Origin of the sequence: Hymenobacter plasmatis (assembly GCF_020711255.1) — a bacterium.
Classification (GTDB): domain Bacteria; phylum Bacteroidota; class Bacteroidia; order Cytophagales; family Hymenobacteraceae; genus Hymenobacter.
The window spans coordinates 80,658-101,666 of the sequence record NZ_JAJFAW010000005.1; the positions used below are offsets into that span (position 1 = coordinate 80,658).

The following is a 21,009-nucleotide window of genomic DNA, read 5'->3' on the forward strand; positions in this document are numbered from 1 at the left end:
CGGACATCCGGACGACACCCTAACGGCGCCGGGACGCGGACTACAAAGTCCGCGCTACTTCGCCCTCAATACGACACTAGCCGCATTTTATGAACCTGGCCCAAGGCCCTGCCTCAACTGCTCACCTGCCGCCCGCTCCCGCAACCCAAGGCATATGCCTAGTGGTGGACGAGATGCACCCGTCGCTGCAGCCGATGCTGCAAGCCATTGGCGTATCAATAAACTATTGCCCTAACCTAACAGCCGCCGAAATACCCGCCGCCCTCGCAGCTTTTCCCTACGAGGGCCTGATGGTGCGGAGCAAACTGCGCGTGACGGCTGACCTGCTGGCCCACGGACCACAGTTGCGCTACGTAGCCCGGGCCGGTGCCGGAGTCGATAACATTGACGAAGACGCCATGGCCGCGGCGGGCGTCACGCTGCTCAACGCGCCGGAGGGCAACCGCGACGCTGTGGGCGAATACGCTGTGGGCATGCTGCTGGCGCTGTTCCGCAACATTGCCCGGGCCGACCACGAAGTGCGACAGGGCCGGTGGCAGCGCGAGGCCAACCGGGGCGAAGAAATCGGGGGCAAAACCGTTGGGCTGTTGGGCTATGGGCACATGGGCCGGGCGTTTGCGCGCCGGCTCAGCGCTTTTGGCTGCACCGTGCTGGCCCACGACATTGACCCAAACTGTGCTGCAGATGACTATGCTAAGCTAGTGAGCCTGTCCGAGCTGCAGGCCCGCGCCGAGGTGCTGAGCCTGCACATTCCGTACTCGCCGGCCAACCATCATTTTGTCGATGAGCGCCTACTCGCGGGGTTTGCCGCGCCGATTTGGCTGCTTAATACGGCCCGGGGCGAAGTGCTAAACCAAGCGGCATTGGTGCGAGCCCTGCAGGCCGGTACGGTGCGTGGGGCCGCGCTCGATGTGCTCGAAAATGAACGGCTTGGCACGCTTACTCCTGAGCAGCAACAGACGTTTGAGTTCCTCGCTTCCGATGCCAACGTCGTGCTTTCGCCCCACATCGGTGGCTGGACGCACCAGAGCTACGCTCGCATCAACGAAGTGCTGGTGCGTAAGATTGCGGCCTTTCGGCAGGGGCCCCAGGGGGCGGTAGCAGGGAGCTAGCCCATTTTGCGTATCTTTGCAGTGAACCTAAGAAGGGAGAACGGTTGGCAGTGCCAGCCGTTCTCCTTGCTTTTTAGCCAAACCCACCAGCCGCTACATTCATCATGTCCACCATCAACTATTACACCCCCGAGGGCCTGCAAAAACTGAAGGAGGAACTCCAGGACCTGAAAGTCCGGGGCCGGGCCAAAGCTGCCGAAGATTTGCGCGAAGCCCGCGACAAAGGCGACCTGAGCGAAAATGCCGAATACGACGCCGCCAAGGATGCCCAAGGTTTGCTGGAGCTTAAGATTTCGAAGCTCGAAGAAGTGGTCGGCAACGCCCGCGTCATCGACGAAACGAACATGGACTTCACCAAAGTCCTCATCATGAGCAAGGTGAAGCTCAAGAACCTGAAAAACAACATGGTGCTCGACTACACGCTGGTAGCCGAGGAAGAAGCCAACCTGTCCGCGGGCAAAATCTCCGTGAAGTCGCCCATCGGCAAAGGCTTGCTGGGGAAATCGGCCGGCGACATGGCCGAAATCATTGTGCCGGCTGGCAAGCTGCAGTTTGAGATTCTGGAAATCAGCCGCTAAACTGGACTGACGATTTCTGATTGTCCATGGAAAGGGCAGCGCCGCAGGGCGCTGCCCTTTTTATTTTTCCATCTGCATTCAGCTATGGCTGGATGGTTCTCGTTTACTTGCACCGACAACCGTTCCCCAACCTACGCCCACCCACCAATCCCAGCTTATGCCTTCTATTTTTTCGCGCATTGTTTCCGGCGAGCTGCCGGCATTTAAAGTAGCCGAAGACGGCCGCCACCTGGCATTTCTCGACATCACGCCCCTGGTGGAAGGCCATACGCTGGTGATTCCAAAAAAGGAAGTTGACTACATCTTCGACCTGCCGACGGATGAGCTGGCCGCGCTGCACGTCTTTGCCCAGCGCGTAGCCAAGGGAGTGCAGGCCGCCGTGACTTGTAAGCGCATCGGGGTAGCAGTTATTGGGCTGGAAGTGCCCCACGCGCACATCCACCTCATCCCGATGAACAAGGTGTCGGACATGAATTTTGCCAACCCCAAAATCAAAGTGCCCGAAGCCCGCATGCAGGAACTGGCGGCGGCCATCGCGGCCAAAGTGGAGGGCGGCAGCGGCCTGAGCGAAGCAAAAGCCAGCTCAACTGCCGACTCTGGAGCCGCGGTGCCACCAGAGCTAAAAAAGCAGGTGGAAGGCCTAATTTTTATGAGCGAATCGGATGCCCCGCTTGAAGCCGTGGCGTATGCCGCTCCCGGTGGCGAGTTGTCCGATGCCGCGCTACTGAAAGCGGTGGGCGAGCCCGCGGGCACCAAAGTGGAAACCGTGGAGCTCACCCAGTTCCTGCGCAACCACACGGCCGATAACGGCGTGCTGGGCGATGAAAAGCTGGCCAACCGCTACAAAGCCCTGCAGATGTTCATGAAGCAGGAGCTGGATGGTACAAAAGTGTACCGCGTGGGCACCGGGCCGCAGGTGCACGCCTACGCGCTGGGCCGCACTGCCGATGGGACCTTGGCCGGCTTCAAAACCGTGCTGACGGAAACCTGAGGCCACTTCATTTTTGCATATTTAGCTCAATAAGGCGTGCAACTTTAGCGTAGGGTTGGCGGTCAGGCACAAACACGGGAGGGTCCCGTGCAAAATGCCCTGCTACCTCGATGAAAAAACTTTATGCCTTTCTGCTGCTAGGCCTGAGCTTCAGTGCCTGCCAGCAACAGCCAGTTCCTCTAGCCACGGACCAGGTAAATACCCTCGTGGGCAATGCGGGCTACGTAGCCGCTACGGGCCAACAGCCCACCGCCAGCACCAATGACGATGCCCGGGTGCAGGCCCACCTGGCGTATGCCGAGCGGCTGTTGCGCCAGCGCACTGCCGCTGGCCTGAGCCCCACCCTGGCCCAACGCCGCGCCCACGTGCTCGATTTGCTGCATAGCTACTGGACGGCCGGCGTGTTTCCGCGCAACTACGACTATCCCGGGGAGCGCCGGCCGTGCTTCATCGACCGCGACGGCCGCCTGTGCGCGGTCGGATTCTTGATAGCCGAAACGGCTGGCCGCCCCGTGGCCGAACGCATTAACAAAGCGCATCAGTACGACCTGATTGCCGACATGCGCACCCCCGCGCTGGCCGAATGGGTGCAGACTTCCGGCCTCACCAAGCAGGAGTGCGCTCTGATTCAGCCAACTTATGGCTACCCAGTTCCCGGCGCCAGCACCCAAACCGTGGTGCCGGTAGCTACCCGCTACGCGGTGGGCACGGCTGTATGGAGCGGCTTCAACACCATGCTGGGCGTCGCCAATGCCAGCCAGTTCAACCTGTCGGGAGTGAGCCGGGGCGTGGCCTACGTAGGCCTGCTCAGCGGAGCTGGGCAAGTGCTGATGGGCGCCTTCAATATGCCCGCCGACGAAACGCCTTATTACGGCATTGGGTGGAATCCTTATCCTGCGGCTGGCATATCGCACGCACCGGAGCGTACCGTTTCCACTATCAATATTGGAGCAGGCACAGCTACTGTGGCGCTGAGTACCTGGAATCTGCTCCACCACCGAAGCATGGCTAAAGCCAGCCGCACGGCAGTGGGAGTGGTGAATTTCCCGGGCCACTCGGGAGGAACCGGGCTTTCGCTTACGCACCGCTTCTAGCTGTTAGCAGTCAAATAGTCTAACTGAAACGATAACTAAAACGCCTGAAGCAACTGCTGCTTCAGGCGTTTTGGCTTTACATCAATCCAGTCAAATATGGCGTCAATTCTGATGCCTGCTCTCGTTTGCTACTGCTAGTGCTAGAGTGCCCGGCCGCTGTCTACCAGCTTCTGCAAGCGGGCCTGGGTGTTTTGCGGCAAGGCACTGAGCAAATCCAATCCGGAAGCGGCTTCGATTTTATCGACGGAAGTGAGGTACTGCCGCCAGTCGGGGTTCACGCCGTTGTCGTTGGGCGTGTCGATGGCCAGCACGCGCACGCTGGGGTCGGTGCTGAGCCGCTGCAGGTCGTTCTGGCCTTCGGGGAGCATGACCATGACTTTCCAGATGCGGGCGGGCACGGTCACGCGGCCCTGGTCCAGGGTTTGGGCGAAGCCGTTGGCGCCGGTGCCGCCGCGGCCGTAGCTGCCCATGATGATGTATACCTCCTGGCCGCGTTGTACCTGCGAGCGGCCGTATTCTTCTAAGTGGGCCCAGGTCTGCTGGTTGTTATGCGGGGCCTGGGGCACCATGTTGGTCATCAGGAAGGTGGCCGAGTTGGCGTCGAGGTCGCTGGTGCGGTCGCCGCTGGGGCAGTTGTGACCTTTATCGAAGCCGGAGCGGGCATAGCTGGCGGGCGTTACCTGATAAAACTGCCGGGGCAGGGCAGCGTCGGGGCGGAAGTTGTTCTGGCGCGGGGCCTGGCCAAGGTCGCCGCGGCCCAGGTGCCAGCTCACCCACGTGGGTATGCCGCGCGTGGCGTGGTAGCCTATCGTAAATTCCGGGTGGACCAGCAGGTAATTGTTGGCGTTGGCGGGGTCGGAAGTGGCGCCGCTGGGGTTGCCCAGGGCCAGGTTGTCTTCGGAAGTAGAGGGCGCCTGGGCACCCGTGGCTACCGGTACCTCGCCGGTGCGGGGCTGGGAAGCCCGCGAATTGGGTTGGCTGGGTGTGGCTGGTTGGGGGTTATTTCGGTTTTCGAAATAGCCGCCGGTGGCGCCGGTGCTCACGGCTATGGCGGGCCCTTTAGCTGTTTCCAGCGTGATGTCGTCGATGTTGAGCCGGTTGTTTGGGCCGCTGGTTTTGCGGATTTCCAGGCGGATGGGCTCGTTGGCTACCCCGGCGAACACGTGGGGCACTAGGGTCGCGCCGCGGGTTTCGATGGGCTGGCCGGTGCGCACGAAGCTGCGGCCGCCGTCGCGGCTCAGCCACAGCTCCCAGGTGCTGGGGCCGTCCTGCCCGTAGGCCGCTGCGCTGATGGTAATGCGCTGCACCCCGGGCACGGCGTCGAAGTTCATGCGGATGCGGCCCAGGTTGTGCAGGCGGGCCGCGCGCTCGCCACTTTTATGGTCTTGCGGGCTGCTGCCCACCAGGGCGTCGGCAAAGTGCCAGGTACCGGTGGCCAGGGGCTCGTCGGCCTCGGTATAAGCGCCCTTGCTGCCGGTTTCGAAGGTCTCGGGGAAAGGAGCGGGGGCTGCCTGAGCAGACTTTGCAGGGACCGGGGGCCGCTGGGTAGTGTTTTCGGGCTGCTGCTGCGAGCAGGCCAGCAAAGCCAGGGATAAAAGCAGGAAAGGGGAGCGCATGAAGGCGAAAGTAGGAAGCCCGGCGGTTTCAAGCAGACAACAAAAAGACCTCCGTTGGGCTACGGAGGTCTTTTGCAACGTTACCAAAGTGATTTACTGCTATATCAAGGCTTCGGGAAGACTTTGTGCCGGAAGTTGAGCGGAATTTAAAACGCAGAATTCCGGCCAATGCCTACAAGCTTATGAACTGCACGAAAGCGTGGCGCAGCCCGGCATGTCCCAGGCCCAATCGGGGCGTTTGGCGGCAAATTCCTCGTGCTCGGGTTGCTCACTGAATGGGTTTTTGAGAACTTCCATCAAGGTGTTCAAGTAGGCCAGGTCGCCTTTTTCGGCGGCTTCAATGGCGTTCTGAGCCAGGTAATTCCGCAGTACGTACTTGGGGTTGGCGCCGAGCATCAGGGTCTTGATGGCTGCCTCGGAATTGGTTTCCTGCCGCAGGCGCTGCAGGTAGCGCTGCAGCCACTGGAGCAAAGGCGCGTGGGCTGGGTTGGGCAGCGGAACGTACGTCGCAGCGGCCAGCAGCTCCTGAAACCGTTCGCTTTCCTGCTCGGGTGCCGTCACCAGCGCTGGGGCAATGTGCGAAAGCTGCCGGAAGAAAATAGTCATGTCAACCTCCGCTTCGGCCAGAGCCTCGTGCAGGCCGCCGGTCAGGTGCGCGTCTTCCTTGGGGTGCAGGGCGGTGAGCCCCAGTTTGCGGAGCATGATTTCCTGTCGTGTGCTTTCAAACGCAGTGACATACAAATCAAGGCCGGGCCGTAACACTTCGACATCGGCAACGAGCAACGCCAGCGCCTCGGCCAGCCGCGCCAGGTTCCAGAGCGCGACCTGGGGCTGCTGGCCAAAGGCGTAGCGGCGGTAGCTGAAGTCGGTGGTGTTGGGCGTCCAGCCGGGGTCGTAGGGCTCGAGCCAGCCGTAGGGGCCGTAGTCGATGGTGAGGCCCAGGATGGACATGTTGTCGGTATTCATCACGCCATGCACGAAGCCCACGGTCATCCAGTGGGCCACCATCACGGCGGTGCGGCGGCAGATTTCGGCAAACCACTGCACGTAGACTTCCGTTGAGGGCGCCCCCAGCTCCGGGTAGTGGTGCGTGATAACGTAGTCGGCCAAGGCGCGCAGGTTGTCCAGCTCGCCGGCGGCGGCCATCATCTGGAAGTTGCCAAACCGAATGAAGGTGGGCGCCACGCGGGCCACAATGGCGCCCGGCTCGGGCCGGGGGTTGCCGTTGTAAAACATGTCGCGCACCACGGTATCGCCGGTGCCCACCAAACTAAGGGCCCGGGTGGTGGGCACGCCCAGGTAGTGCATGGCCTCGCTGCACACAAACTCCCGCAGGGAGGAGCGCAGCACGGCCCGGCCATCGGCGCGGCGCGAGTAGGGCGTGGGACCCGCGCCCTTGAGCTGGATTTCCCAGGTGCTGCCGTCGGTGGCTTCCAGTTCGCCCAGGGAAATGGCGCGGCCGTCGCCGAGCTGGCCCGCCCAATTGCCAAACTGGTGGCCGGCATAGCGCGCCGCAAAGGGTTTCATGCTGTCCGTTACGAGGTTGCCAGCCAGGGCATCCACCGTGGGGCCGCGCTCGGCGGGCCGGGCCAGGCCGAGGTAGTCGCCCAGTTCGTCGGACCAGGCCAGCAGGTGCGGGTCGCGCACGGGCGTCGGCTCTACCCGCGAATACGTGTAGCCCGGCACCTGGCGGGGCCGGTTGTCCGGGGCGGTTTCGCCGTGCAGCTCATCAACTAAAGTGTTGCTGAATTCGGCTTCGTGTAGTTGCTGAGGAGTCATGTGGATAGAATAGTGAGCAAAAAGAGACGGAGCAGCAGGACCAAAACCAGCCGCTGTAAGCTGGCAAACGCGTATGGAGCAGGCTTGTTCGGTTCAGCTTCGGATGAGGGTGCTTCCGAAATCAGGGCAGCCCAACACCGTAACGCGCACACTTAAAAAATCCTTGCTGATTCCCAGCAAACTCAACAGGCCCACAGTTGAGCTGCGGGCCTGTTAGGTGAAGGTGCTTGGGGCAGGAGTTACGCTTGTCTGTCGCCGCCGGTGAAAGCCAGCATCCAGCCCGGGTATTCGGGCGTGAGCTTGCTTACCTCATCCAGCTGCTGCAGTTCCTCGGGCGTAAACCGCACGTCGATGGCCTGGAGGTTGTCGTCGAGTTGCTCCATCTTTTTGGCGCCGATGATGACGCTGGTCACCACTTGCTGGTGCAGCAGCCAGGCCAGCGCCAGGGCTGCTACCGAAGTGTCTTTGGCCAGGGCCATGGGCCGCAGGTGGTCGATGATGTCGAAGGCCAGGTCTTTGTTGACGGGCGGGAAGTCGAAGCCGCTGCGGCGGGAGTCGTCGGCGTGCTGGTTTTCGCGGGTGAACTTGCCGCTGAGGAAGCCGCCGGCCAGGGGGCTCCATACCATTAGCCCCACTTTCTGGTCGAGCAGCAGCGGCACCAGTTCGCGCTCCAGGTCGCGCCCCGCAATGGTGTAGTAGGCTTGCAGCGACACGAACCGGGACAGGTGGCGGAAATGCGAGTAGTCGAGGGCCTTCATCAGCTGCCAGGCCGCCAGGTTGCTGGCCCCGATGTAGCGCACTTTGCCGCTGCGCACCAAGTCGTCGAGGGCCCGCAGGGTTTCGTCGAGGGGCGTGAGGGGGTCGTAGCTGTGGATTTGGTAGAGGTCGATGTAGTCGGTGTTCAGGCGCCGGAGGCTGGCCTCGGCTTCGGCCATGATGTGCTTGCGCGTGAGGCCGGAATCGTTGGGGCCTTCGCCCATTTTGCCGCGCACTTTGGTGGCCAGGACCAAATCGTCGCGGTTCACGCCCAGGTTGCGGATGGACTGCCCGGTGAGCTCCTCGGAAAGGCCTTCGGAGTAGACGTTGGCCGTGTCAATGAAATTGATGCCGGCGTCGAGCGCGCGACGCATAATGTCGTCCACGGCTGGCTGCTGGAGCGAGCCAATGGCCTGGGCCCAGCCCTTGCCGCCAAAGGTCATGGTGCCGAGGCAGAGCTCCGATACTTTGAGGCCGGTTTGGCCGAGTAGGTTGTATTTCATAGAGACAGAGTAAGGGTGATAGCGGGAAAGAACCGAGGCCGGGCCGGAATGTTGTTGGGCTGACTTGAGCCAGCTCAACCTACGGCCAACCCAGCTACAGCACCGTTACCCCATTTTGCTTCAGCACCTGCTGGAAAAAGAGCAGCTGGTACGGCAGCGCATTCTGCCAGTATTCCCAGGTGTGGGCGCCGGGCCGCTCGGTGTAGTCGTGCGGGGTGTGGTTGTAGACCAAGCGGCGGTGCAGTTCGCGGTTGATGTCAATCAGGCCGTCATCAACGCCGCAATCGATGATGAGCGGCAGCTTGTTGCGCTGAATCTGGTCGACGAGGCCCATGACCGAGTTGGCGGCGAAGCGTTCGGGGTTGTCGGCTTCAGAGCCAAGGATGGGTGCCCAGAGCTTTACGCGTTGGGCGACGTCGGCGGGGGAGAGCTTGCGGTTCAAGCTCATCAAATCAAGGGCGCCACTCATGCTGCCGGCGGCGTAGTAGAGGTCGGGGTGACGGGCCGAGAGGTACAGGGCGCCGTGCCCACCCATGGAAAGCCCGGCGATGACGCGCCCTTTGCGGTCGGCCACGGTGCGGTAGGTCTGGTCGATTTTGGGCAGAACCTCCTTCGTCAAGTAAGTTTCAAACTGGCTATCGGGGCTCACTGGGCTGTCGAGGTAAAAGCTGAACGTTTCGCCCTCGGGCAGCACAATGATTATGTTGTACTGGTCGGCTAGGTTGTGCACCAGCTGCTTGTCGGGTGTGCTTTTCAGCCAATCGGCAAAGTGGCCGTAGGCGCCGTGCAGCAGGTAAAGCACCGGGTAATGGGCCTTCTTGTTTTTGGCGTAGGAAGTCGGCAGCACCACGGCGGCGCGGTAGGTTTTGTGCATTGCCGCGCTGGGAATGGCTAGCGTATCAACGCGAGCTGCGAAGGAGGCAGTAGTGGCTGTGAACAGGAGTAGAGCGAGGAGTAGGAGGCGGGGCATGGGGTGAATGGGAAAGATTAGGAGGGAAAAGAACTTCATGCAGATAGCGCTTGCATGCAGCAATAAATCAATCGTCTGTCATGCAGAGCGCAGCGAAGCATCTTATCAGGTCAGCACAAATCGTTGAGCCGTGAGAAGATGCTTCGCTGCGCTCTGCATGACAGACGGCGCGAGCTGCATAACAGACTGCCAGAAAATACCAACTGTCGCTACCGCATAAACACCGGCCGAATCAGGTTCTCAAAGGTGAAAATCTCGTCCCATTTCTCCTGGGTGAGCAGCCCGCGTTCCGTTACAGCAATTTCGTGCACCGACTTGCCGGTGAGCAAGGCTTCCTTGGCGATTTCGGCCGAGGCCTCGTAGCCGATGACGGGGTTGAGCTGGGTGACGATGCCAATGCTATTGCGCACGAGGCTTTCGGCGTGGGCCTTGTTGGCGGTGATGCCCACCACGCACTTGTCGCGCAGGGTGCGGCAGGCGTTGGTCATGTAGCTGATGCTGGTGAACAGGGCGAAGGAAATCACCGGCTCCATCACGTTGAGCTGGAGCTGGCCGGCTTCAGCGGCCATGGTCACGGTGAGGTCGGCCCCGATGACGTAGAAGGCGGTTTGGTTCACCACTTCGGGCACCACGGGGTTCACCTTGCCGGGCATGATGCTGGAGCCGGGCTGCAGGGGCGGCAGGTTGATTTCGTTGATGCCACAGCGGGGGCCAGAGGAGAGCAGGCGCAGGTCGTTGCAGATTTTGGAAAGCTTCACGGCCGTGCGCTTGAGCACGCCGGAGAGCTGCACGTAGGCGCCCGTGTCGTAGGTGGCCTCGATGAGGTCGCCGGCCAAGCTCAGGTTGAGGCCGGTGATGCGGCGCAGGTGCTCGGTCACTAGCTCGGGGTAGCCGGCGGGGGCATTTACGCGGGTGCCGATGGCGGTGGCGCCCATGTTGATTTCGTCGATGAGGCGGCGCGAGTCGTCGATGCGGAGCAGCTCCTCGCGCAGGTTGGTGGCGAAGGCGTGAAACTCGTCGCCCATGCTCATCGGCACGGCATCCTGAAGCTGGGTGCGGCCCATCTTGAGCACGTCTTGAAACTCAACGCCTTTCTGGGCGAAGGCATCGGCTAGGGCGCCTAGGGTTTCGCGGTAGCCCACCAGCTTGTTGTTGAGTGCAATGCGGAAGGCGGTAGGGTAGGCGTCGTTGGTGCTTTGCGAGCAGTTGACGTGGTTGTTGGGGTGGCAGTACTGGTAAGCACCCTTGGGGTGGCCCATGATTTCGAGGGCCACGTTAGCGATGACCTCGTTGGCGTTCATGTTCACCGACGTGCCCGCACCGCCCTGAATCATGTCGGTAAGAAACTGATTGTCGAACTCGCCGGCCGCCACCCGGTCGCAGGCCGCCACAATGGCTTCGCCGATGTTGGCGGGCAGCACGCCCAGCTCGCAGTTGGCCAGGGCCGCGCCTTTTTTCACATAAGCCAGGGCCTGCACAAACAGCCGCTCGGTGTTGATGGGAATGCCGGTAATGGAGAAATTCTCGAGGGCGCGCAGGGTCTGGATGCCGTAGTAAGCGGTGTCGGGCAGTTCGCGCTCGCCGAGGAAGTCGTGTTCAAGTCGGAAGGTGGTCATGGGCATGGGAAGGGTGGGATGGAGGGGCTTGTACGAAATGAGTAAAGCGGCAGACAAACGTACAGCCCAGCTTTGCTAATTGTGGGGTTTGCGGCGTTCCTTTACTGCATTCCTGCCCAAAAATTATCCGCGTTTTCGCTCTGCATGAAACTCCGTTACCTGCCCTTGCTGGCCCTGGCCGTAGCCAGCTGCTCCCATGCCGATAAGCCGGCCGCAACCGCTGCGCCCGATGCCCGCTTCGATGCCTTCAAAAACCAGTTTATTGAAGCGCTGTGGCGTCAAAACCCCGATTTTGCCTCCTCGCAGGGCTACCACAAGTACGACTCGCTGCTGGTAATACCCGATGCCGCCCAGCGCCAGCGCGACGCCGCTTTCATGCAGCAGTACCTGGCGGCGCTGGGCAAGTTTTCGCTGGATAGCCTCTCGCCCAACAACCAGATTGACCTGCGACTGCTGCGCAACGAGCTGCGGGCCGAACGCTGGTATGCCGACACGCTCCAGAACTGGCAGTGGAACCCGGCCGGCTACAACCTGGGCGCCACGGTGGGCGACCTGCTCAACGGCCGCTACTTCCCGCTGGACCGCCGCCTGCGCAACATCTCCGACAAAATCAGCCACGCCAGCGAGTTTTATACAGCTGCTCGGGCAAACCTCAGCAACCCCACCCGCGAGCACACCCAGCTGGCCATCAAGCAAAACACCGGTGGCCTGGCCGTATTCGGCTCGGCCCTGGCTGACTCGGTACAGAAATCGGGACTAAGCGCGGCCGAAAAGAAAACGCTCACCGACCGCATTGCCACCACGCGGCAGGCGGTGCAGGGCTACCTCGATTTTCTGCAAAAGCAGGTGCTGCCAGCTGGCAAGTTTCGCTCGTTCCGCATCGGCAAGGACCTGTTTGACCAGAAGTTTGCCTACGACATACAGTCGCATTTCACTGCCGCCGAAATTTACCAGCAAGCCCTGAAGCACAAGGCCGAGCTGTTGCACGACATGGGCCACCGCGCCGCGCGGCTGTACCCTAAGTATTTCCCCGGCCAAAAAGCCCCGGCCGATACGCTGGCCCTCATTACCGCCGTCGTCAATCAGCTCACCTTGAAGCATGCCCCGCGCGAAGGGTTTGTGGATGCGGTGAAGCGCCAGATTCCCACGCTCGTGGCGTTTGTAAACGAACATAAGCTCCTGACCCAGGACCCCAGCAAGCCGCTGGTGGTGCGCGAAACGCCGCTCTACATGCGTGGCAGCGGCGCGGGCGCCAGCGTATCGGCTCCCGGCCCCTACGATAAGGGCGCCAACACCTACTACAACGTGGAGCCGATTCCGGCCGAGTGGACGCCCGCTCAGGCCGAAAGCTACCTGCGCGAGTACAACGACTACACCCTGCAAATCCTCAACATCCACGAGGCCATCCCCGGCCACTATACCCAGCTGGTTTACGCCAACCGCTCGCCTTCGCTGGTGAAAAGCATTTTCGGCAATGGCGCCATGGTGGAGGGTTGGGCCGTATACGCCGAGCGTATGATGCTGGAAAACGGCTACGGCAATAATTCCGACGAAATGTGGCTGCTCTGGGACAAGTGGAATATGCGCGTGACCCTGAATACCATCATCGACCGCGCCATTCAGGTCAACAACATGAGCGAAAACGACGTGGTGACGATGCTACGGCGCGACGGTTTTCAGGAGGAGGCCGAGGCCCGCGGCAAGTGGCTGCGCGCCACGCTCAGCCAAGTGCAGCTCAGCAGCTACTTCTCGGGTTACACCGAGATTTATGCCCTGCGCGAAGAGTTGAAGAAGAAAAAAGGCAAGGATTTCAACCTGAAAGCCTTTCACGAAGAGTTTCTCAGCTACGGCAGCGCCCCGGTCAAATACATCCGCGAGCTGATGCTGCGGAAGTAACCGCCAGCCCAACCGCCTGCGCTGGGGCACCGGAATCATTTAGATGTTCATGGTGTCTGAGGCGCGGGGCATCAAGTTTGACCTTGTTTTTGGCGGTGCCCCGCCACCGCTACTTATTCTATGTTAGAAAAACTACTCAATTCAGCCGTCGTTGATACAGATGACCAGGGACTACGCCAGTTCATCTATGAGCACTCGAAGGTGTTTGCCCAATTCACCGCCGACAACTGCCCGATTTGTGCTTTGGTAGCCCCGGGCTTCCTGAAGCTTGCCGACGACAAGGCCTATGACAGCATCCTGTTCATCCGCCTGGATTCCGACGACAACCCCGTGGCCAAACACTTGATGGCCGAGCGCGCGGCGCCGTTTTTCGTGAGCTACTGCCAGGGCCGGATGCTGGAGTGCGACACCCAGGTAACCGATGCGGCCGTGCTGGCCCAACTTGACCGCCTGCGCGCTCACCAACCCCACCCGGCCTAACACGCCCGTCGCCTTACTTTTGGCGATGTTCTTTCTGCTTTCCAAAATTCTTGATTTCGTATTGCTGCCCACCGTGTGGCTGCTGGCGTTGCTGCTGGCGGCGCTGGTGACCCGGCAGCCGCGCCGCCAGCGGCGGTGGCTGATAGCCGCCGCACTGCTCACGCTCATCGGCACCAATCCGGCCCTCGTCAACGAGGCCTTGCTGGCGTGGGAAATGCCGCCGGTGCCACTCGCGGCACTGCCCGCCCACGCCGATGCGGCTGTGGTGCTCACCGGCGTTACGGAAGTCAGCAAATCGCCGCACGACCGGGTGTACCTGGGCCAGGGCGCCGACCGCCTTACCAATGCACTGTGGCTGTACCGGGCCGGGCGGGTACGCCGCATCATCGTATCGGGCGGCTCGGGAGCGGTGCAGCAAAGGGCCCACACCGAAGCCGAGGACTTAACCACGCTGCTGCGCCTAGCCGGTGTGCCGCAGTCGGACATTCTGGTGGAAACGCGCAGCCGCAACACGCACGAAAACGCCGTGTACACAAAGCAACTGCTGGCTGCCTACCCCGACATCAAGTCGTTAATATTGGTAACCTCGGCGTTTCACGAGCGACGCGCCTTGGGCTGCTTTCATAAAGTTGGGCTGAATCCCATTCCATTCCCCGCCGGCTTCCGGACTACCGACCGCGCCCGCACCCCAGACTACTGGTTTGTGCCCAACCCTGAAGCTCTGGTGCTCTGGAGTTTGCTGGTGCACGAGATGAGTGGTTGGGCCGTTTATAAGGTGTCGGGGTATTTGTAAGTTGGGCTGAATTGGAACGTCATGCCGGGCGCAGCGAAGCATCTCTACCGCTTCGTTGTAATCGTCTGTCATGCAGAGCGCAGCGAAGCATCTTATCACCGCAAAACGAATCGTTGTGCCGTGATAAGATGCTTCGCTGCGCTCTGCATGACAACGAAGCGAGAAGCTACCCTGCGTACTCCAAGTTGTCTGGTTCAATTTTACTTGAGCTAAAACCCGCCCTTCGCACTACTCCACCTTCGCAGGCGCGGCCGAATCCTGGCCAATCCACACGGATTTCTGGTTCACAAATTCCCGGATGCCCAGGTACGACAGCTCGCGGCCGTAGCCGGATTTTTTGACGCCGCCGAAGGGCAGCTCGGGCATCGATTTTACGAGGCCGTTGACGAACACGGCGCCGCTCTCAATGTGCCGGGCCATTGCCTCGCCCTTCTTGGGGTCCGATGTCCAGATGGCGGCGCCCAGGCCGAAGCGAGAGTCGTTGGCGAGGCGCACGGCGTCGTCGGCGTTTTTGGCTTCCAGTACCAAGGCCACCGGTCCAAAAAGCTCTTCCTCGTAGGCGCGTTGGCCGGGCTTGATGTTCGACAAAATCATGGGCCGGAACAGGGCGGTGCCGGGCTTAGCCTGGCCGCCGAACAGCTCCACTTTGGCGCCTTGCTCCACGGAGTCGTCTACCTGTTTGGTGAGCTCATCGGCGAGGTCTGGGCGGGCGAGGGGGCCGTACTGCGTGGCCTCGTCGAGGGGGTCGCCGGGGCGCATGGCCAGCAGGTGGGTTTTCATCTGGCTGATGAAATCCTTGATAACCGGCTTCTCCACGATGAAGCGCTTGGCGGCAATGCAGCTCTGGCCGGTGTTTATCATGCGCGCCTGGGCGGCGGTTTTGGCGGCCAGGGCCACGTCGGCATCCGCCAGCACGATGAAGGCGTCGCTGCCGCCCAACTCCAGCACGGTTTTCTTGATGTGGGCACCGGCGATGGCGGCCACGGAGGCGCCAGCGCCCTCGCTGCCGGTGAGCGTGGCCGCGCGCACCCGGTCGTCGCTCAGCAGTTTCTCGACCAAATCGGAGCCGATGAGCAGGGTGCGGAAACACGCCGGCGGCAGCCCCGCATCGTGAAATATTTTCTCCAGCGCCAGGGCGCATTGCGGCACGTTGGAGGCGTGCTTGAGCAGGCCCACGTTGCCGGCCATGAGAGCCGGCGCGGCAAAGCGCACGACCTGCCAGAGTGGGAAGTTCCAGGGCATAATGGCCAGCACCACGCCAAGGGGCTGGTAGCTGATGAAGCTGCGGCTGGCGTCGGTTTTCACCACCTCATCGGCCAGGAAACCTTCGGCGTGCTCGGCGTAGAACTCGCAGCAGGCCGCGCATTTCTGCACTTCGGCGCGGCCGTCGGTCACGGGCTTGCCCATTTCCAGCGCCATGGTGCGGGCCAGGTCGTCCTGGCGCTCGCGCAGCAGGGCCGCGGCGGCGCGCAACACGTCGGCCCGGTGGGCAAACGGCGTGGCCTGCCACTTGGCAGCGGCGCGGTGGGCCTGGTCGAGGATGCGCTCGGTTTTGGCCCAACTAAAAGCAGTGAAACGGCGCAGCACGCGGCCGGTGTGGGGATTGTAGGTTTCGATGGCCATAGCGGAAGGGGAAGAATAGCGGGGTGAGGAAGACGGAACTGTAGACGGAAAATGGCCTTAAAGCTGAAGCGCAAGGCGGTAATTTCCTAAAGCTTCAACTTCAGCGGGGGTGGTACGGTTACGTAGGCCCGGCGCGCATGGTGCCCATTGCCCCGCTCCGCGTATTTTCGTGCGCTAAGTATGGCGCCGGTTCCGGCCTCATTTTCCACTTTCTGTCACTCCCGTGTCCGATACCCCCCTTATTTCCCTACCACCCGCCGCCGAGGCGGACCTCGTGCGGCGGCTGCAGGCCCGCGACGAATCGGCCATGACGCTCTTTTACGAGCGGTATTCGTCGGCCCTCTACGGCGTCATCTTTCGCATTGTGAAAGCCGAAGACGAAGCCGAAGACGTGCTGCAGGAAGCCCTGGTGAAAATCTGGCACGCCTTTGCCAGCTACGATTCCAGCAAGGGCCGCCTCTTTACGTGGGTTCTGAATATATGCCGGAATCTGAGCATCGATAAAATCCGCTCACGACAGCACCGCGTAGGTAGCCGCACTCAGGGACTGGACGATAGTCTGACGGCGCAGCGCCAAGCCGCACCCACGACCTTCCGCCCGGAACACATTGGGCTGCAGGAAATCACCCAAAAATTGATTCCCGAACAGCGTCAGATTATCGACCTGCTCTATTTCGAGGGCTTTACGCAAAGTGAAGTGGCCGAGGAGCTCAACCTTCCTCTGGGAACGGTGAAAACCCGGGCCCGCACCGCCATCAAAGTCCTTAGCAAACTTATTCGCTGAATCAATCGTGGAAAACATCCAAGACTATATAGAATCGGGCATCCTGGAGCAATACGCTCTCGGAGAGCTTTCGCCCGCCGAACAAGCGTCCGTGGAAGCTCAGGCGGCCCGCCACCCCGAAATCCGGACGGAACTGCAACAGGTACAGGAGGCATTAGGTTTTTATGCCGAAGCGCACGCCATCACCCCACCCGCCGGCATGCGCGAGCGGGTGCTGGGCAACGTAATGGCCCAGATTGCCAAGCCCGCCAGCACGCTGCGGGCCGATGTAGACGCCGTGGCGCAAGCCAATAGCGGCGCCTATGTTTCTGCAGCTCAACCCGTGGCCGCTGCGCCGGAAGCGGTGGTACGCCCCATATCGTCAGCACCCGTAGCTGGTCCTTCGCGCTCCACTTGGGCCATGGCGGCCTCGGTGGCCCTCATCCTGAGTTTGGGCGCCAATGCCCTGCTTTACACCCGCTGGAAAGACGCCAGCTCCGACCTCGTGGCCCTGCAAAACGACCAGGCCCGCTTTGCCACCACGACCACCGTGGTGCAGAAGGAGCTCGGCGCCCTGCGCCAGGAAAACGAGGTGTTGCGCAGCGACGAGTTCCGGGCCGTGGCCCTGGCCGGCACCAAAACCGCCCCCACCGCGCATGCCAAGGTGCTGTTCAATCCCGCTACCCACAAGGTCTACGTCGATGTGAAAAGCCTGCCCGCCCTGCCCGCCGGCAAGCAGTACCAGCTCTGGGCCCTCGACAAAGGCAAGCCCGTAGATGCCGGCGTGCTCACCGCGGCCACGGCTACCGGCGAGGGAATTCAGCAGATGAAGGACATTGCCAGCGCCCAGACCTTCGCCATGACGGTGGAGCCCGAAGGCGGCAGCGTGAGCCCAACCCTGAGCACCATGACCGTAGTGGGGAATATATAAAAGCCGCGCAAGCATTTCCTTGAATGGAATTCAGAAAGAGTTGAGCTGATTTACAATACCTTTCGGACGATTACCGCCTGATGGCCGAAGCGGCTGCCAGGCGGTAATTTTGTTTTCTACCAGTTTGGAATCCTGTTCTATGCACGGCACTATTTTTACGTTGCTAAAGCGCTATGTGCAAACCCAGTACGACCACAGCACCTGGGTGAAGCTCGTGGAGCTATCGGGCCTCGAAAACACCGAGTTTGACCACAAGACTGTTTACCCCGACGAGCACATCTATGCCCTGGTGGGCCACGCGGCCGAGATGACCGGCATGTCGGCGGGCGAATTGCACGAGAAGTTCGGCGAGTACCTGGTGCCCGACCTCATGTACATGTACCAGAAACTGGTGCAGCCCGGCTGGCGAACCCTGGAAATGATTGAGCACACGGAAGATACTATGCACAAGCAGGTGCGCCAGGAGCATTCCGAAAACGCGCCGCCCGTGCTCAACGTCACGCGTTTGGGCCCCAACGAGCTGATGATAGAGTACGTCTCGACGCGGCGCATGAGCGGCCTGGCCGTGGGCATCGTGCGGGGCCTGGCCACTTATTTCGACGAAGCCGACCGCATCGACGTGATGCCCACCACCAGCGAGGAAGGCGAACGGGTGAGCATCCGCGTGCGCCGCAATTGAACCGCAGGCCGCCCAAGTGGTTTTTCATTCCCAGATACATTTCATCGGGAGGTACAATCAGCTCAACTCGGCTAGCCATTCTTCCTTCATTTCCCTTATTTGCGCCACTATGGCCTTGAAACGCGCCAGTTTAGCCTTCTTTAGCTTGTTTGCGCTGAGCGCCTGCGGCCAGGCTGGCACCGGCACTCCGGGTGGCAGCCATCCCAACTACGACCGGCTTCTGAAGGCCTTGTATCGCAACACCGTGCCCACCGTCAAAGCGGCGGCCCTGGTACAGGAATTGAGCCGGCCCGCCGCGCCGCTGCTGCTCGATGCCCGCACCCCGGCCGAGTTCAAGGTGAGCCACTTGCGCGGCGCCCGGTTCGTGAATTATGATTCGCTGGCCAAGGAAAAATTTGTGGGCATCGACCGCAAGCAGCCGGTGGTGGTGTATTGCTCGGTGGGCTACCGCAGCGAGCGGCTAGGCGAGCGGCTGCACACGTTGGGCTTCCGAAGCGTGCGCAATCTGTACGGTGGACTGTTTGAATGGGTGAACGAAGGCTTCCCCGTGTACAACGCCCAGGGCCTCACCCACAACGTGCACCCGTACTCGCCGCTGTGGAGCCCCTGGCTCAAAAACGGGCAAAAAGTATATGAGTAAAGAACTGATGGACGCAATAACTACCCCAACCAGCGCGGTGCAACTGCTGGTATTTGCGCGGGTGCCCGCGCTGGGCCAAGTGAAAACCCGGCTCGCTGCCGGCGTGGGAGACACCGAGGCGCTGGCCATTTACCACGAGCTACTGGGCATCACCCGCGCGGCGATAGCGGAGGCGGGCGTGGCGGCCACGGTTTGGCTAGCCGGTACCGCCGGCCCGGAACCCACGGCGCTGGAGGCGCAGGAGTGGGCTCAACTAACTGCCCGCAGCCAACAAGCCGGCGACTTGGGCCAGCGCATGACCGCGGCTTTCGCGGCAGCGTTTGCGGCTGGAGCCGAGAAGGTGGCCATCATCGGCACCGATTGCCCCGGCCTGCGGCCCGAGCATCTCACCGAAGCTTTTGCCTTGTTAAGCCAGCACGACGTGGTTCTGGGCCCGGCCACCGATGGCGGGTATTACCTGCTGGGCCTGCGCCAGCCCCAGCCAGAGCTGTTTCAAAACAAAGCCTGGAGCACCGAAACGGTGCTGGCCGATACCGTGGCCGATGCCCGACGCCTGGGCCGGCGCGTGGCACTGCTGCCGGAGCTGCACGACGTGGACACGGCCGAGGACCTGGCCACCTGGCGAGCAGCTATAGAGGGTTGAGAATAAGATGTGTACAAGCAGCATTAAAGCTAATTGGCCGCCAGGAAAATAAGCAAGCAGTAAAGACGCGACATGTTGCGGCGCTACTCTGTACTGATTTTTTGACAATTTTAATAGGCTAAGCTACAGCTGTAAGCTGTCCTCGGCATCGCCCACTGACAGCATTAAGGAGCTTTAGAAGCTGCGATTACGGGCTGCTTATCAGCATCGGGCCGGTAAAGCTCCCAGACTAACACAGCAAACGTAACCGCATATTCCAGCCCAACGAGCCAGAGGTTTTCGGCATACGCGCTGGTGCGGTAGGCGGCGTAGGAGAGCACGGCCATGCCGCCCCACACCAGCGGGAAGCGAAACCGGGACAAGGCACTTAGCCCAATTAGCAGCGTCAGGTACCAGGGGTGCACGGTAGTGGCCAGGGCGTAGTAGGCCGTGAGCATGAGCAGCAGCGTTTGGGGCAATGCGGCCCCGCTGAGGCGCCGCTCGCGCCACGCCAGCGCCAGCCCAACGACGCCGCTGGTAAGCGCCAGCAACGGCCCAATAATCGCAATTTCATTGTAAGTAGTGAGCCAATACCCCAGGGCGCGCAGCAGGTAGTAGAAGCTAGCGTTGAACTCAAAACTGCGGAAGTACAGGTTGAGGCTCCGGCTGATGTTCACAAACAGCTCAACCGAAATAAAGGGGCTGAAAAGCAGCAGGAGCGTGCCCGCCACGGCAGCCACATATGCTAGAAACCGGCGCCAGCCCAACCGCCTAACCAGCAGGGGCAACGCCAGCAAAGGCAGCAACTTGGTAGCCACACCCAGCCCCAACGCCACCGCCGAAACAGCCCAACGGTTGCGGCTGAGCAGCCATAGTGCCAGCAGTAGGAAAAAGAACACCAGCCCTTCAAAGTGCAGGTTGCCCGTGATTTCTACAATCACCAAGGGGTGCAGCAGGTACCGGAGCGCCCGCTCGGGGCGCATTCCCAAGGCGGGCAAGAGCGCCAGCAGCAGCCAGGCCGTGCCCACTTCGGCCGCTAGCACCACGGCACGCAGGCAGGCAGCAAAACCAGCCTCTGAAACTGGAAACAGCCGGGCCGTCGCCCCGAAAATAAACTGGCAAACGGGCGGGTAAACCGAATAATAGTGGGGCGAGTTTATCTGGCGGTAGAGCTGCTGCAGCTGCGGCAGGGCCACGTCGCGGCGCGGCTGGTTTGGGATGGCCGTGCGGGCACCATCGGCAATGATTTCGTCGGGACGAAACTGGAAGGGGTTGGCGCCATTTGCCACCAGCAGGCCATCCCAGCGAAAGCGGTGCACGTCGTCGGACAGGGCGGGCGTGGCCGGCAGCCACAGCAGCCGGAACAGCAAGGCGCCCGCCAGGCCCCACCGCAGCGGTATTTCGCTGCGCAGCAGCCAGACATAGGCCAGCAAAGCCACGGCAAACAGCCCCACCAATTGCCCAAAGTGCGCCCGCGGCGTGGCATAGGCCAGCCCACCATACGCTGCGCCCGAAAGCAGGAGCGCCGCAACTTGCGAAACCGAACGAAGCTTAGTGGCCAATGAGT

Annotated in this window: 19 protein-coding genes; 12 read left to right on the forward strand and 7 right to left on the reverse strand. The window is 61.4% G+C overall.

Going from position 1 to position 21,009, the window contains the following annotated elements; all coding sequences use genetic code 11:
- Window positions 1–89 precede the first annotated feature (89 nt).
- The 4 genes from LJ738_RS05025 (at window position 90) to LJ738_RS05045 (ending at window position 3,775) form a co-directional block, all read left to right on the forward strand.
- Window positions 90–1,112, forward strand: a complete 1,023-nt coding sequence (locus LJ738_RS05025; RefSeq protein WP_227785216.1) for an NAD(P)-dependent oxidoreductase — start codon at window positions 90–92, stop codon at window positions 1,110–1,112.
- Between the two features lie 104 nt (window positions 1,113–1,216).
- Window positions 1,217–1,690 (forward strand): transcription elongation factor GreA, encoded by a 474-nt coding sequence (gene greA / locus LJ738_RS05030; RefSeq protein ID WP_227785217.1) that lies wholly within the window; start codon window positions 1,217–1,219, stop codon window positions 1,688–1,690.
- Between the two features lie 157 nt (window positions 1,691–1,847).
- Window positions 1,848–2,681, forward strand: a complete 834-nt coding sequence (locus tag LJ738_RS21440) for a nuclease A inhibitor family protein (RefSeq protein WP_317206783.1) — start codon at window positions 1,848–1,850, stop codon at window positions 2,679–2,681.
- A 110-nt stretch (window positions 2,682–2,791) separates the two neighbouring features.
- Window positions 2,792–3,775, forward strand: coding sequence for a hypothetical protein (locus LJ738_RS05045; RefSeq protein WP_227785218.1), 984 nt, complete (start codon window positions 2,792–2,794; stop codon window positions 3,773–3,775).
- 140 nt (window positions 3,776–3,915) lie between these two features.
- Here LJ738_RS05045 and LJ738_RS05050 read toward each other — a convergent pair whose 3' ends face one another.
- The 5 genes from LJ738_RS05050 to aspA form a co-directional block, all read right to left on the reverse strand.
- The gene (locus LJ738_RS05050; protein WP_227785219.1) at window positions 3,916–5,391 is read right to left on the reverse strand and encodes a DNA/RNA non-specific endonuclease; all 1,476 of its coding nucleotides are present in this window, start codon (window positions 5,389–5,391) and stop codon (window positions 3,916–3,918) included.
- 180 nt (window positions 5,392–5,571) lie between these two features.
- On the reverse strand, window positions 5,572–7,170 hold the full coding sequence (locus LJ738_RS05055) for a protein adenylyltransferase SelO (RefSeq protein ID WP_227785220.1): 1,599 nt from the start codon (window positions 7,168–7,170) through the stop codon (window positions 5,572–5,574).
- A gap of 239 nt (window positions 7,171–7,409) precedes the next feature.
- Entirely contained in the window at window positions 7,410–8,429 is a 1,020-nt protein-coding gene (locus LJ738_RS05060; RefSeq protein WP_227785221.1) for an aldo/keto reductase, read from the reverse strand.
- A 94-nt stretch (window positions 8,430–8,523) separates the two neighbouring features.
- Entirely contained in the window at window positions 8,524–9,399 is an 876-nt protein-coding gene (locus tag LJ738_RS05065; RefSeq protein ID WP_227785222.1) for an alpha/beta hydrolase, read from the reverse strand.
- 209 nt (window positions 9,400–9,608) lie between these two features.
- Window positions 9,609–11,015, reverse strand: a complete 1,407-nt coding sequence (gene aspA, locus LJ738_RS05070; RefSeq protein ID WP_227785223.1) for an aspartate ammonia-lyase — start codon at window positions 11,013–11,015, stop codon at window positions 9,609–9,611.
- A gap of 144 nt (window positions 11,016–11,159) precedes the next feature.
- On the opposite strand from aspA, the gene LJ738_RS05075 reads away from it, so the two are divergent.
- From LJ738_RS05075 to LJ738_RS05085, 3 genes are all read left to right on the forward strand, one after another.
- Window positions 11,160–12,911: a DUF885 domain-containing protein gene (locus LJ738_RS05075; RefSeq protein ID WP_227785224.1), complete on the forward strand. Its 1,752-nt coding sequence runs from the start codon at window positions 11,160–11,162 to the stop codon at window positions 12,909–12,911.
- A gap of 120 nt (window positions 12,912–13,031) precedes the next feature.
- On the forward strand, window positions 13,032–13,391 hold the full coding sequence (locus tag LJ738_RS05080; RefSeq protein ID WP_227785225.1) for a thioredoxin family protein: 360 nt from the start codon (window positions 13,032–13,034) through the stop codon (window positions 13,389–13,391).
- A 25-nt stretch (window positions 13,392–13,416) separates the two neighbouring features.
- Window positions 13,417–14,184, forward strand: coding sequence for a YdcF family protein (locus LJ738_RS05085; RefSeq protein WP_227785226.1), 768 nt, complete (start codon window positions 13,417–13,419; stop codon window positions 14,182–14,184).
- A 228-nt stretch (window positions 14,185–14,412) separates the two neighbouring features.
- Here the strand turns inward: LJ738_RS05085 and LJ738_RS05090 are convergent, their stop codons facing one another.
- Entirely contained in the window at window positions 14,413–15,807 is a 1,395-nt protein-coding gene (locus tag LJ738_RS05090) for an NAD-dependent succinate-semialdehyde dehydrogenase (RefSeq protein WP_227785227.1), read from the reverse strand.
- A gap of 223 nt (window positions 15,808–16,030) precedes the next feature.
- On the opposite strand from LJ738_RS05090, the gene LJ738_RS05095 reads away from it, so the two are divergent.
- The 5 genes from LJ738_RS05095 to LJ738_RS05115 all read left to right on the forward strand — a co-directional run bounded on the left by LJ738_RS05095 (window position 16,031) and on the right by LJ738_RS05115 (window position 19,463).
- Window positions 16,031–16,591: an RNA polymerase sigma factor gene (locus LJ738_RS05095; protein WP_227785228.1), complete on the forward strand. Its 561-nt coding sequence runs from the start codon at window positions 16,031–16,033 to the stop codon at window positions 16,589–16,591.
- A 7-nt stretch (window positions 16,592–16,598) separates the two neighbouring features.
- On the forward strand, window positions 16,599–17,501 hold the full coding sequence (locus LJ738_RS05100; RefSeq protein WP_227785229.1) for an anti-sigma factor: 903 nt from the start codon (window positions 16,599–16,601) through the stop codon (window positions 17,499–17,501).
- Between the two features lie 139 nt (window positions 17,502–17,640).
- Window positions 17,641–18,180 (forward strand): heme NO-binding domain-containing protein, encoded by a 540-nt coding sequence (locus tag LJ738_RS05105; protein WP_227785230.1) that lies wholly within the window; start codon window positions 17,641–17,643, stop codon window positions 18,178–18,180.
- 109 nt (window positions 18,181–18,289) lie between these two features.
- Entirely contained in the window at window positions 18,290–18,820 is a 531-nt protein-coding gene (locus LJ738_RS05110) for a rhodanese-like domain-containing protein (RefSeq protein ID WP_227785231.1), read from the forward strand.
- A complete protein-coding gene (locus LJ738_RS05115) occupies window positions 18,813–19,463 on the forward strand; it encodes a TIGR04282 family arsenosugar biosynthesis glycosyltransferase (protein WP_227785232.1) in 651 nt (216 codons plus the stop codon). The genes LJ738_RS05110 and LJ738_RS05115 overlap by 8 nt, the downstream gene beginning before the upstream one ends.
- A 164-nt stretch (window positions 19,464–19,627) precedes the next feature.
- Here the strand turns inward: LJ738_RS05115 and LJ738_RS05120 are convergent, their stop codons facing one another.
- The gene (locus LJ738_RS05120) at window positions 19,628–21,004 is read right to left on the reverse strand and encodes an MptA/MptB family glycosyltransferase (protein ID WP_227785233.1); all 1,377 of its coding nucleotides are present in this window, start codon (window positions 21,002–21,004) and stop codon (window positions 19,628–19,630) included.
- Window positions 21,005–21,009: the final 5 nt, after the last annotated feature.